The sequence below is a fragment of the Marinoscillum sp. 108 genome (genome assembly GCF_902506655.1).
GTDB lineage: Bacteria > Bacteroidota > Bacteroidia > Cytophagales > Cyclobacteriaceae > Marinoscillum > Marinoscillum luteum.
Window position 1 is genome coordinate 32,107 of record NZ_LR734811.1, and the last position, 12,836, is coordinate 44,942.

The window sequence follows — 12,836 nt, forward strand, 5'->3', positions numbered from 1 at the left end:
TTAAGTCCGGTTTTTAACATCTTTTATGATGTCTTAAAAAAAACCACCCTAAAAATGTAATTTTTTGAAAGCCGCAGGCAGATATTCTATCAAATCTGATGCCATTAATGAAATCTCCCCCACGTTAATGGCAGCTTCGTCTCCGGCCTGTCCATGGAGATACACTCCGGCCCTCAGCGCATCAAATGGTGCCATCCCCTGTGCCAGCAAAGCCGCCACAATGCCCGTGAGCACATCGCCGCTGCCAGCAGTAGCCATCCCCGGGTTACCGGTGGGATTAAAATATAGGTACCCACGAGAACTGCAAACCGCTGAATAAGCTCCCTTCAACACCACATTTAGTTGATAGGTCTTCGCCAACCAGCGGAGTTTTTCCAATTTTTCAAAATCGCTCCTCCAGGCCCCTACCAAACGAGCAAACTCTCCAGGATGCGGTGTAAGAATGCTTTCCGGTGGCAATGCATTCAATAGCTCGGGGTTGAGTGCCAGGATATTAAGTGCATCAGCATCCAACACCATGGGTTCGCTGGTATGAAGAATCAAATCAGCCAACGCCTTTTGGGTAAGCGAATTGGTGCCGATACCCGGTCCCATTGCCAGCACATCCACATTGTCGGCGGGCATGACCTCCGTGATTACTTCAGTATGCTCATCTTCAATCACCATGGCCTCCGGTACATTCACCTGAAGAATATTTAACCCGCAGCAAGGCGTGTGTATATACAGCAACCCGCATCCGCTACGCATGGCTGCCCTGGCACTCAAAGTGGCCGCACCCATCTTGCCCTTACTACCTGCAATCAGCAGCAATCTGCCAGCACTTCCCTTGTGGTCAAACGTGGATCGTGAGGGCAGCGCAATATCCCGGGCCTGGGTAAAAAAAGCATCAGTCTCGCAACTCTGTATGAAAGGCTCATCCAGTCCAATATCCACCACATGCCACTGCCCTACGTACTTGCGCATTTCCGGAAGGAAAAAAATCAATTTGGGAGTCTGAAAAGAAATGGTATGTGTAGCCTCCACTACCGCTCCCTCACCCAGTGGCTGGTCAGGATAAAGGCCGGACGAGATGTCAATAGCGTATACCTCAGCACCTGATTTATTTATTTGATCAATCACATTGGCAAACAGACCACTCACAGGCCGGGAAAGACCACTGCCAAACAGTCCGTCTATCACCACAGCATTATCCGGGATACTGGGAATTTGATCTTCATTCACAACCTGATGAATCCCTGTGAGAACTGAAAGTCTTTCGAAATTGACCTTAAAATCTTCTGTGGCTCTTTCAACGGAACCAACAACAAAAATGCTGACATCATGTGCCTGCTGGATCAGCACCCGTGCAATGACCAGACCATCTCCTCCGTTGTTGCCAGTACCACAGAATATCATAATCCGGCTACCCCCTGGCACCAGCGTAGAAAATTTTCTTACAAATGCTCTGGAAGCACGTTCCATAAGGTTAATGGAAGTGATTGGCTCATGCCCAATGGTGTATTGGTCGGCATCACGTATTTGCTGAGCAGTGAGGATGGGTATCATAGCAGACTAAGCTACACAAGAAAAGCCCTTACTTCAAGCCATACGATACAGAAACCCCCACACTAAAAGGCTTGACGGATATAATGTCCATCTCTCTAAATTTAGTCACCGAATATTTGAAAGCAGGCGTCACATGAATGAGGCCGCGGTTTCCCTCGAAAAGTAACTTTCTCAATCCCAGTTCTAAAAAATATTGGTTGGGGTCAACCAGCGTGTGTCTGGTCCCTTCATATTCAAAGGTTGGTAGTGAGCTGATCATTCTTTGGTATTCAACAGAGGCAAACAAAGAATTGTAACGTGATGGGAAAGACCAGGTATTTTGGATTTTCACCCCCACTGTAGACACTCGCTTTTTAATCTGAACTGTACTGATCTCATAAATCGGAGTAACAAAATCCGATTCCACTACCACCGTTTGGGGTGTTGTACCACGAACGTTGAAGGAGAAATCCTGATTGTAATGATTAAATCCCAAACCAAGTCTGGTACTAAAATGCTCGGACCATGTCCGCTGCAGTCCCCAATGCACGGAAAGGCCAACCCGCGAAGCTGACAGCCCGAAAGGGGCATCATAATCACTCACATAAATGTCGTCATCGAGGTTTGGCCTGATCCTGTTGTATAAAAAGAAAGCCCCCCCTTCAAGGTATAGCGTGTAGGCTCGTCTGGTTCTCTTAAAAATAATCTCATTTGTCTCCACCCCACCTGCCAATGTCGGATAGGCAGGTTCCATGGCTTCCTCTCCCGCTAATTTCTCCAAATCCCAGGGATCAAACACAGCTCTGTGAGGGGCATCATATCGCTCCTCATCCCTCATCTCAGCATGGGGCAGTGGCGTAATTAATTCTTCCTTTGATTCCAGAGCCCTGGGCGAAGTTTTCATTGGAGTTGCTTCCTCATCATTCATGGCTATTGTCGGATGAGAAAATGAATCTCCAGAGAAGTCAACTACCTCTTGGCTGTTCAGCCTGCCCTCATCACCCAAACCCAAATCTGCCTGCTCCCTCATGGGGATATACCCCACCATGAATAGGGAAATCAGCATAAGCACCGCTCCAAACGCATGAAAAAAACGAACAAGCCAGGCCTCACCAGGTCCCGGAGCATTAAGAATAGCATCACGAAAACCTGCCGGTGGATCAACGCGGTATTCGCTCAATCGATCTCTTATTTTATCTTCAAATGACTTGTTCATAGCGTGTAATTCCTAGCTCATTCAAATATCTTTTCAACACATGCCTGGCATGCGTGAGCTGCGACCTGCTGGTGCTCTCCGAAATACCCAGTTCATTGGCAATTTCCTTGTGGCTAAATCCATCAATAACGCTCATATTGAAAATCACCCGGTAACCCTCAGCCAGATTATTGACTGCCTGCAAAATGACCTCCGTAGACAGCTTGTCGATCAGGTCGCTATAAAACTGGTCACTGAGTTCATTTCCTTCCGAACCGACATCATGATCATACCTAATCACTCGGAGATGATCCAGGGCCGTATTCACAGTGATCTTCTTAATCCATCCCGCTACGGCCTGCATGTTCTTTACCTGACCTAGGTTGTTGAATATTTTTATAAAGGCCTCCTGAAATACATCTGATGCTGCTTCATGACTTTTCATATATCGCATGCAAATACCCATCACCAATGGACTGAACTCATCATAAAATCGTCCCTGGGCCCGACGGTCTCCTTTCAATATTTCCTGGATCAACTGACTCACTTGATAACCGACACAACCCGACATGAAACCATGTCGGGTCGTTTTCTTTATTTGAGATGTCTAAATCAAAACTCCAACATCAGAGAAACGTGTGCCGTATCACAGGCGCCTCCGGCACATATTTGGTAGAGAAAAGCTGTTTCCGTACTATCCGATTCGAAATTCTCCACATAGTACTCAATCATTTGCTCGGCATTGACGGAACTGACCCCTATCTCCGGCTCTATCACAATCTGAAGGGTATAGTCTGTTGAGCACGTAATGTCATTTTCAGCTACATTCAGGATATACGGATGGTCCCGGGTACCTAGTGAATCCTTTGTGATCGAAAGCTGATATTCGTCATAAATGGCTTCAAGGCATTGATCATCGGTTCTGCCTTCGATGATGATGGTGATTTGGTTATGAAAAGTCTGATCTCCAAATGAGATGCTATAGTCTATCACATCAATGGAATCAGTTCCCGGGTAATACCTTATGAGGCCACTATTAAGTACTTCGGCACTCCCGGATGTCACGCTCTTCAAATGGACAGTCCAGGTGAAGACTTCACAAACCGGACTGGGCGCAAAAGGCAATACATCCAAATAACTAAGGGAATCGGGCATCTCATAGGTAAGCGGGTAGACCATGGTATCACAACCAAAAGAAGTCTCAGTCACCTCAATATTCACTTGCCCGATGGAATAAAACGTTGCTCCTTCATTATCTATGAGGGTGAGTTCATACATAAATTGCTCCCGGCCCACAAAATCAGCCTCAGGAGTGTACCGATAGGTAAATAACTCCACCTGACTCAGCGAACCGTGAGCTGGCTCTTCCATAAAATCAATCACCGCCCCGGAAGTGCTCTCCACACAATATCCATCGTTGGCGATCGGATAGATAATCAATGATGTATTTTTGGATACAGAATAGTAATCACTCAATGCACCATTGAAGCATGGCAGACTATCCGCAGAAGTAGCCATGGTGATCAGTAAACTGTCAGTATCAATAAGCTGCCCCACTCCATTAAGAAGTTGAATAGACACCACATCCTGCCCATGGGTGAAGTCGTTGTTAGGAACATACTGTAAAATCGCCTGGTCCGAAATAGTGGCGCTCCCTTTGTTGGGCGCCGCGCCAATACTAAACCTGACAGCCTCAGAGGACCGGATGGTCTTCTTCAGATCAATAAAAACTGGGGTGTTGGGTAACGCAGAAATACCTTCCGTCAGCACCAGTTCATCCTCTCCTTTTGGAGCTACATCCTCTTGAAAAGCATCGCATGAAGTCAGCAAAATGCCAACAATCAGTATTTGAAATGTTTGATTTTTCCAGATCATAGTAACATGGGTTTGGTACTAAGACTGAAGCTGTATCAAAAACGCTGCAAGCTCTGAAAAATATTATCTATCTACCTCCCCCATGACAAAATCAAGGGAGCCAACAATGGCAATAAGGTCTGCGAGCATATAACCCCGGCTGATCTCAGGAAGCACAGACAGGTTCGTGAAGCAGCAGGAGCGCGCCTTGCAACGTAAAGCCTGGTCACTTCGTCCGTCAGTCCGGAAAAAGAAACCCAACTCGCCCTTTGGATTTTCTGCACGAATGTAAAAATCCTGAGCCTTCGGCCTGATCTTCTTCGGCACCATCTCACGTGGATCAAACTCCCGGGTGCGTTTATGATCTGAGGTCAATTGAGTCAGACATTGGTCAATAATTTTTAGGGATTCCTCGCATTCGCGAAAGCGGACCCAATTGCGATCCCAGCAATCACCTACCTCTCCCACGTGTCCTTCACCGATGGGTATTTCAAAGTCCAGTTCGGGATACACACTGTATCCATCCACCCGCCTGAGGTCAAACTTAAGGCCGGATCCACGCAGCATTGGGCCTGTCACCCCATAGTTGATGGCCAGGTCAAGCGGGAGGGTCCCAACATGGGCAGTACGATCTATGAAGATCTTATTGGAGATCAAAAGCTTTTCCAGGTCTCGGAGTTTGGGCTTCAAGTATTTTGAAAAGCTCACGCAGCGCTCTTCGAAGCCCACAGGCAAGTCATAAAACAACCCACCTATCCATACATAATTATAGAGCATTCGGGCACCAGAAGCCCATTCTAAAAGTCTGAGAATATGCTCACGATCGCGCATCATCCAGAGGAAAGGGGTAAATGCCCCGATATCCATGCCATAGGTGCCAATGGCCACAAAATGGGAAGCAAGCCTGTTTAACTCTGCTACCAACACCCTGATGTATTCCACCCGTTTGGGGATTCTCTCAGAGATGCCAAGCATACGCTCTATACCCATGGCGTAGGCATGTTCTGAGTTCATGGCTGCCACATAGTCCAATCGATCCACATAGGGAATCACCTGATTAAAGGGAACTGACTCAGCATGCTTTTCAAAACATCTATGCAGGTAGCCAGGGTGAGGCACCACATCCTTCACCATTTCACCATCGGTGATTACCTCCAGCCTGAGCACCCCATGAGTGGAGGGGTGCTGCGGTCCCAGATTGATCAGCATTTCCTCTTTTTTCAGACTCTCCGCTGTGTAAACTGACGGTTCTGAGTTTTTCAGATGATCCGGGTGGTATGTGTATTGAATGTTCAAGTGAGTGTTGGAATGATGATGATAAACCGTGATTTATTTTACTTTCGAGGGTCTAGTTAGGCGCTTCCTTCCTGTCGTATTTCACTGTCATGCCATGGTACTTCTCCTGTTCCTCATAATCCTTCCTCAAGGGGTGGCCTTCCCAGTCCTTGGGTAAGAGAATTCTCCTCAAATCTGGGTGATTATTAAAATGAATACCCAAAAGGTCATAGGCCTCCCGCTCGTGCCAGTTGGCCGTTTTCCAAATATCTGATACGGTATCAATATGAGGATTAGCTCTCTCCAAAGAAACCTTTAGCATCAGATGCAGATCATACGGGATGCTGTACAGGTTGTAAATTACCTCCATGGTGCCAGCTTCAGGGCCATTGTCAAGTCCGGTGAGGCACGAAAGCGAATCAAAATAAGTCTTCTCTCCAGCATGCAGCCAGGTACAAACTGCATGAATGGCTTCTGGTGCCACCAGCAAGGCCTGCGGCGTGGCATTCAAATCCTCACCAAGCATGGCCTCAGGAAACTGGTCGGTTACAAGTTGTTTGAGTTCTTGAAAGGTCATGATACAGTAGCTTTCTTCCTCTTCTCCATTAATTTTTTCAAAGCTTCCGGCTTCATCAGAGACTCCCCTCTGATCTTCTCCTGAAGTTTCATAAAGCCTCCGATCAACGCCTCTGGTCTGGGAGGACACCCTGGTACATACACATCCACAGGAATGATTTTATCCACACCCTTCACTACATGGTAACCATGCTCCCAATAAGGTCCGCCACAGTTGGAACAGCTGCCCATGGAGATCACATATCTAGGCTCCGCCATCTGCTCATAAAGTCTCCTTACCCGGTCGGCCATTTTAAAAGTGACAGTACCGGCCACCACCATCACATCCGACTGCCGTGGTGAAGCACGCGGCAACACCCCGAAACGATCCATATCATAACCCGAAGCATAGGCCCCCATCATTTCTATGGCGCAGCAGGCCAGGCCAAATCCCATCGGCCATATACTGGAAAGTCGTGCCCAGTTGAGCAGGTCATCTGCCTTGGTGACGATAATCCCCCCCTGTCCAAACTGCTGATCAAGTAGTCCCATCCTGCTTCCTTACTTTATATTCTTTTTGATTGATGTGCGCATAGGCCTTGAGTGGTATTTTCGATTTGAATTCTACCGCTTTTGATTTTGGTTTCACCCAATCGAGCATTCCATTGGCCCACACATAGATCAGACCCAAAAACAAAATTCCTATGAAAATGAAAGTCTCTATGAGGGAAAACATGCCCCACAGACCGCTAGTCTCAGCATTCATCTCTGGATCTGCAAATACCGTAGCCCAGGGAAACAAAAAAACCAACTCGGTTTCGAAAAGGAGAAAAATAAGCGCAACTACGTAAAATCGTATGTTGAAAATACTCCACGCAGACTTCACGGGGTCCTCCCCCGATTCGTAGGTGGTTTCCTTCTCCACATTGGGGCGAACAGGGCGCAATGCTTTTCCTACCAGCAGTGTGGTCATGATAAACCCTACACCCCCGATAATAAATAACAGAGCAACTCCAAATCCTGAAATCTCTAACATCCCTGAAAATTACACAATGATTAGAATTTTAACGGGTCGAAGTGCTTGAAGTGTCCGTTCATTCTGATTTTTTCTTTGGCCTTCTCTGCCCTCTCCAGTGCCGGTATCAGGTTTTCCAGGTGATTGATTACATAAGATTGCCGCTCACTTTCAGAGCTCATCTTCAGCAATTGGTACTCCTCCTCTGGCTTCAGCCCTATTTTGTGGATGACATCATACATCACCGCTGTTTCACCTAAACCGATTTCCTCCTCCATATGCAACCACTCAAAAAGCTCCCGGCACAGCTCTACTATCCTGATGGCCTTGGAGGCGTCGGTATCGTCAATACACTCAACCAACTCCACAGGACCGCCGGCGTATTGCTTGGTATCCCATGGATTTTGAAAATCAAGCACTTTGAAAATTCTCAGCCCGGAGGTCTTAATATCCATTCGCCCATCCTTATACAACTTAGATACCTCCACGATCTTTACTTCGGTACCGTACTCTATTCGGGTCTCCACATAGGAGGGAATACCAAAAGTAGTTTTTGTAAGCAGGCAGTCATTGATCAGTTGCTTATACCGGGGTTCGAAAATATGAAGGTTGAGTTCCTCCCTCGGAAATACCACCAAATTCAACGGAAATAGAGGAATATCTTTCACCATATCTACACAACGCCAGAGTAATCGGAGAGTTTTGAATAAATTTTAAAAAATTGATGACCTTAGCCAATCATCTCACATTTGTACGCCGTGAACAAAATACGTATTAATCAAGGCCGCATTTTACCCTGGCAATTCAGAATGGTCGGAACCCTCATTGTGCTCGGCTCGATGGCCTTTGCTTTGCTTCGACTCTCAGAATTTCCGGCCATTGTCATCTGCATAGCTATTTCATTTCTGATCCCTGCCATGTGGTCTGCCTATTACATTCTGGAAATAGACCCTGAGCAGAAAACCATCTCCGAATTTAGCTGGGTACTTAGCTTCAAGAATGGGAAAACCAAATCCTTTCAGGAAGTTGAGAAAATCTTTGTCAATGAAACCAAAAAGGCTCAACGGATGACTTCATGGTCAGGTCAGGTGAGAACTTCCAAATTCAATGAGTACATGGCCTTTCTGAAACTTGTAGAAGGAGACAAATACTTTCTGATCAGTGATCCGGACCCCGCCAATCTCATGAAACGATTAACTCCGATCTCAGAGAAACTGGGATGCGACATTCATGAAAACTATGAAAAAACATAGGCACCGGGGTGCCCATGTCGGCAATTCTTCCTTAGGTAGCCCAGACCTTACCGTTACCAGTCTCGCTCAAAGGGGAGCAGCCATGATACTCCACAGGAATGGCCTGATACTGCAATGCCTCGGTAGCCCCATATTCTGTGGTGTAGTACCCCACTATGGTTAACTCCTTAATGGTCCAGAAGAATGGACGCCCGTTCTCCCAATTTTTGAGCTCTGAATTTTGTTTTTGAAGGAATTCGGTCTGTTTTTCGGGAGCAAGTGCAATAAAAGAATCCCCCATCTGTGAGTCACAATCCGCTTCAAACTGCTCGAGTCCTTTGATGAAAGCCTCACGGGCTCCCTGGTCATATACTACGCTCACCATTTCCTCAATGAACCCCGGCACGCCGAGTGACTTGGCTCCTGGGGTATCCGTCTCCGGCAAAATTCCCTCAGCTATCTGCATCACCAATCTTGCCTGATCCTCCGAGAAAAATGTAGGTGTCCAGGTAAGCTCTGGCTTGGGCGTACAACCATTCAAAATTCCCGCAACAGTGGGGGCACTCAATACCCCTCCCATTATCCAGGCGGTACGTTTCAGTGCTTCTCTTCGTTTGATATTTTCCATGATCAGAGGTTTCCTTTCTTCAATTCATTTACTGCAAAATCTGCTGCCCTGGCCGTGAGAGCCATATAGGTAAGCGATGGGTTCTGACAAGCAGAGGACGTCATGCAAGCTCCATCGGTCACAAACACGTTTTTCACTTCATGCACCTGATTCCACTTATTCAATACGGAAGTTTTCGGATCTCTGCCCATACGCGCGGTGCCCATCTCGTGGATACCCAGTCCCGGCCCTCCTATGTTATCATAAGTACTGACATTCTTCAGCCCCGCCTTTTCCAACATCTCGGCAGCCGAAGACTGCATGTCTTTTCGCATCGCTAGTTCATTGTCCTTAAACTCACAGTCGAAAATGAAAGTGGGCATGCCATGCTTATCCAGCTTGTCTGGATTCAGGGTCACTTTATTCTCATGGTAAGGGAGCATTTCACCAAAGCCCATCAGTCCCATTCTCCATTTTCCTGGGGTCTGAATATCATCTTTCAACTCCTCACCTATCCCCAACTCGGCAATAGATGACCTCCATGACTCACGGCTGGCACCACCCTGGTAGCCATAGCCTCTGATAAAATCAGGATGTTTTTCATTGATATTCCTAAATCTGGGGACATAAATACCGTTTGGTCTTCGTCCTGAGTAATACATATCCTCAAAGCCATCAAACTCACCTTCAGCTCCTGCTTTGAAGTGATGGTCCATCAGGTTGTGACCCAACTCGCCCGATTGATTCCCCATTCCTTCGGGGAAGTACTCACTTTTGGAGTTCATCAGTATGTAAGTAGATCCCAACGCTGATGCATTGAGAAAAACGATCTTCGCGTAATATTCCTGCACCTCTCCCGTTTCCGCGTCCTTCACACGCACACCCGAAGCCTTACGGGTTTCAGGATCATAAAGCACCTCCATCACGATTGATTGTGGCCGCAAGGTCATGTTTCCGGTGGCCATTGCAGCCGGAAGTGTACTGGATTGGCTACTGAAGTAACCTCCGAAGGGACATCCTCTCATGCACAGGTTTCTATAGTGGCAATGCGCCCGGCCATTGTGATTTTGAGTGATATTGGCCACCCTTCCAATCGTCAGCAGGCGGTCTTCAAAGTTTTTTGAAATGCTATCACGCACATGCTCTTCCAGACAGTTGAACTCCATGGGAGGTAAAAATTTACCGTCTGGCAACTGTGGTACTCCTTCATTCCGACCACTTACCCCTATATGTGTTTCAACATGATCATACCAGGGTGCCACGTCTTTGTATCGGATCGGCCAGTCTACAGCTATTCCTTCTTTCGCATTCGCCTCAAAATCCATTTCGCTCAACCTGTAGGACTGACGCCCCCAAAGAAGAGACCTGCCTCCCACATGATAACCACGAATCCAGTCAAATCGCTTGACCTCAGTGTAGGGATGCTCTGTATCTTTTACCCACCAGTGCTTGGTAGATTCTTTGATGGTATATCCAGTTCTCAGCTGAACATCATAATCTTTTTTCTCCTCCGCAGAAACCTGATCGTCATGAGGCAGCTCCCAGGGGTTCAGATTCATGGTGGGGTAATCTTTGATATGCTTCACATCTCGTCCCCGCTCCAGTACCAGGGTTTTCAGACCCTTTTCGGTTAATTCTTTAGCGGCCCAGCCTCCACTGATGCCTGTACCTACCACTATCGCATCGTAGGTGTTTTCCGCTTTTGCTTTATTATTAAAATTCATTGATCTTAATTTGTGAACAATCGAAACTAATCAATCTGAAGCCAAATCTTAGGCGGCTTTTTGATGTATTTTTAATGAAAACGTTTTCTTTTGGCGCTATAGTCAAAATAAAGACATAACATACCCTCATTGAACACATGAAGATCTCCAGAAAAAAAGCACTCAAAAACATGGCCGGATTATCAGCTCTTGGATTCATCGGATTTCCGGAGTTTGGTCATTCACAAAGCATTAAAGAAATGAAGGGAAAAATCAATCATTCGGTATGTCGCTGGCCATATGGAAAAAATACCCTGGAAGAACTCTGTGAAGCAGCCAAAGAAATTGGGATCTCTTCGATAGAACTACTCAACCCGGATGAATGGCCGATCGTGCAAAAATATGGGCTGACCTGCGCCATGGCCAACTGTGTGCCTCTGAGCCTGACAGACGGCTTCAATGACCCCAAACTGCACGAGCAGTTGAAAAAGGACTATTTTGATCTGATCCCAAAGGTGGCGGATGCAGGCCTGAAAAATATCATTTGTTTCTCTGGTAACAGAAATGGAATGCCGGATGATCTGGGCATGGAAAACTGCGCCATAGGTCTGGAGCCTGTGGTGAAAAAAGCCCAGGAATATGGTCTTACCATTTGCATGGAGCTCCTCAACTCCAAAGTGAATCACCCTGACTATCAATGTGACCATACTGAATGGGGTGCCGGGCTCTGCGAAAAACTGGGCATGGAAAATTTCAAACTCCTGTACGACATCTACCACATGCAGATCATGGAGGGTGACATCATCGCTACCATCCAGAAATATCATCCTTACATCGCGCACTACCATACCGGAGGTGTACCCGGCCGAAATGAAATTGATGAAACCCAGGAGCTCAATTATAAAGCCATCATGGAAGCCATAGTGGCTACAGGGTTTACCGGATATGTGGCCCAGGAATTTATTCCTAAAAATGAAGATGTGTTTGCTTCCCTGGCTCAGGGCGTGCGCATATGTGATGTTTAATCCGTTACCACGGGTAGATCCGAAGGTTGACCCCATTCACTCCAGGAGCCATCATATACAGATAGGTTTTGATAACCGCTGACATGTGCACCTAAGGCAAGGATACAAGCAGTAAGACCTGACCCGCATGATAGGGTAACATGCTGATCCTTGATTTCCAGCTTTTCAAAAATCCCTTTGAGCTCTTCTTTAGGAATCAGCTGATTGGCTCTGATTAGTTCTGTAAAGGGAAGGTTGAGTGAATTTGGAATGTGTCCACCTCTCAATCCCCTGCGGGGCTCAGGAGCAGTCCCGTGAAAGCGAGCCGCAGATCGCGCGTCTATCAGACATTCCTTTTCATTTCCTATGGCATCCAATACCTGATCAGCATTCCGGAAAAACCCAGACTGAGGGTTGGCCCTGAAATCACCTTTCTCAAACTCAGCACTTACTATATGTTCCGTGGGCAAACCAGCTGCCTTCCACGCTGGCAAGCCGCCATTGAGAACGGCCACACGCTCATGACCCATGGCCCGGAACATCCACCAGGCCCGGGGAGAGGCATACACTCCCAAATAGTCGTATAGAATGATGGTATGGCGCTGATTGATTCCGAGGGCTTGTGCTTCACGTGTAAACACCTCTGCCGAACACATCATATGTGGAAGGTCTGTAGAAAGATCAGAAAACCGACCATTTATATCAAAAAACCTGGCTCTTGGAATCCGAATTCCGACGAGGGCAGGATCCACCTCGCCCTGTACCGGCGGGATACTGGCATCCAATACAATCACCTCGGGATGGTGAATTCGCTCAGCCAGCCAATTGACTGAAACCAGTGCGTCGGGCAAGTCGAGCGAATTCACTTCCAT

14 protein-coding genes are annotated in these 12,836 nt (G+C 47.0%); 2 read left to right on the forward strand and 12 right to left on the reverse strand.

The genetic code is table 11. The annotated features are described in order from the left end of the window. Nucleotides 1-48: 48 nt before the first annotated feature. The 9 genes from GV030_RS15415 to GV030_RS15455 form a co-directional block, all read right to left on the reverse strand. Nucleotides 49-1,545, reverse strand: a complete 1,497-nt coding sequence (locus tag GV030_RS15415) for an NAD(P)H-hydrate dehydratase (RefSeq protein WP_159583923.1) — start codon at nucleotides 1,543-1,545, stop codon at nucleotides 49-51. Between the two features lie 28 nt (nucleotides 1,546-1,573). Beyond that, on the reverse strand, nucleotides 1,574-2,740 hold the full coding sequence (locus GV030_RS15420) for a hypothetical protein (protein WP_159583925.1): 1,167 nt from the start codon (nucleotides 2,738-2,740) through the stop codon (nucleotides 1,574-1,576). Then, the gene (locus GV030_RS15425) at nucleotides 2,724-3,290 is read right to left on the reverse strand and encodes an RNA polymerase sigma factor (RefSeq protein WP_159583927.1); all 567 of its coding nucleotides are present in this window, start codon (nucleotides 3,288-3,290) and stop codon (nucleotides 2,724-2,726) included. Before GV030_RS15425 ends, GV030_RS15420 begins: the two co-directional genes overlap by 17 nt. A 41-nt stretch (nucleotides 3,291-3,331) precedes the next feature. Further along, on the reverse strand, nucleotides 3,332-4,594 hold the full coding sequence (locus tag GV030_RS15430; protein ID WP_159583929.1) for a hypothetical protein: 1,263 nt from the start codon (nucleotides 4,592-4,594) through the stop codon (nucleotides 3,332-3,334). Nucleotides 4,595-4,657: 63 nt separating this feature from the next. Then, the gene (locus GV030_RS15435; protein ID WP_255465485.1) at nucleotides 4,658-5,869 is read right to left on the reverse strand and encodes an NADH-quinone oxidoreductase subunit D; all 1,212 of its coding nucleotides are present in this window, start codon (nucleotides 5,867-5,869) and stop codon (nucleotides 4,658-4,660) included. A 52-nt stretch (nucleotides 5,870-5,921) separates the two neighbouring features. After that, nucleotides 5,922-6,425: an NADH-quinone oxidoreductase subunit C gene (locus tag GV030_RS15440; protein ID WP_159583931.1), complete on the reverse strand. Its 504-nt coding sequence runs from the start codon at nucleotides 6,423-6,425 to the stop codon at nucleotides 5,922-5,924. Continuing rightward, complete coding sequence (nuoB, locus tag GV030_RS15445) at nucleotides 6,422-6,955, reverse strand: NADH-quinone oxidoreductase subunit NuoB (protein ID WP_159583933.1); 534 nt, start codon at nucleotides 6,953-6,955, stop codon at nucleotides 6,422-6,424. The genes GV030_RS15440 and nuoB overlap by 4 nt, the downstream gene beginning before the upstream one ends. Then, nucleotides 6,942-7,439: an NADH-quinone oxidoreductase subunit A gene (locus tag GV030_RS15450; RefSeq protein WP_159583935.1), complete on the reverse strand. Its 498-nt coding sequence runs from the start codon at nucleotides 7,437-7,439 to the stop codon at nucleotides 6,942-6,944. Before GV030_RS15450 ends, nuoB begins: the two co-directional genes overlap by 14 nt. Before the next feature lie 20 nt (nucleotides 7,440-7,459). Next, nucleotides 7,460-8,089, reverse strand: a complete 630-nt coding sequence (locus GV030_RS15455; protein WP_159583937.1) for an LON peptidase substrate-binding domain-containing protein — start codon at nucleotides 8,087-8,089, stop codon at nucleotides 7,460-7,462. Nucleotides 8,090-8,176: 87 nt separating this feature from the next. Between GV030_RS15455 and GV030_RS15460 the strand changes: the two genes are divergently transcribed. Continuing rightward, complete coding sequence (locus GV030_RS15460) at nucleotides 8,177-8,671, forward strand: hypothetical protein (RefSeq protein WP_159583939.1); 495 nt, start codon at nucleotides 8,177-8,179, stop codon at nucleotides 8,669-8,671. Nucleotides 8,672-8,702: 31 nt separating this feature from the next. On the opposite strand, the gene GV030_RS15465 is transcribed toward GV030_RS15460, so the two are convergent. Then, on the reverse strand, nucleotides 8,703-9,278 hold the full coding sequence (locus GV030_RS15465; RefSeq protein ID WP_159583941.1) for a gluconate 2-dehydrogenase subunit 3 family protein: 576 nt from the start codon (nucleotides 9,276-9,278) through the stop codon (nucleotides 8,703-8,705). Between the two features lie 2 nt (nucleotides 9,279-9,280). Beyond that, nucleotides 9,281-10,981, reverse strand: a complete 1,701-nt coding sequence (locus GV030_RS15470; RefSeq protein WP_159583943.1) for a GMC oxidoreductase — start codon at nucleotides 10,979-10,981, stop codon at nucleotides 9,281-9,283. 137 nt (nucleotides 10,982-11,118) lie between these two features. Between GV030_RS15470 and GV030_RS15475 the strand changes: the two genes are divergently transcribed. Next, nucleotides 11,119-11,985, forward strand: a complete 867-nt coding sequence (locus tag GV030_RS15475; protein WP_159583945.1) for a hydroxypyruvate isomerase family protein — start codon at nucleotides 11,119-11,121, stop codon at nucleotides 11,983-11,985. Here GV030_RS15475 and GV030_RS15480 read toward each other — a convergent pair. Then, nucleotides 11,982-12,836, reverse strand: a complete 855-nt coding sequence (locus GV030_RS15480; protein WP_221413395.1) for a sulfurtransferase — start codon at nucleotides 12,834-12,836, stop codon at nucleotides 11,982-11,984. The two genes, GV030_RS15475 and GV030_RS15480, sit on opposite strands and share 4 nt — an antisense overlap.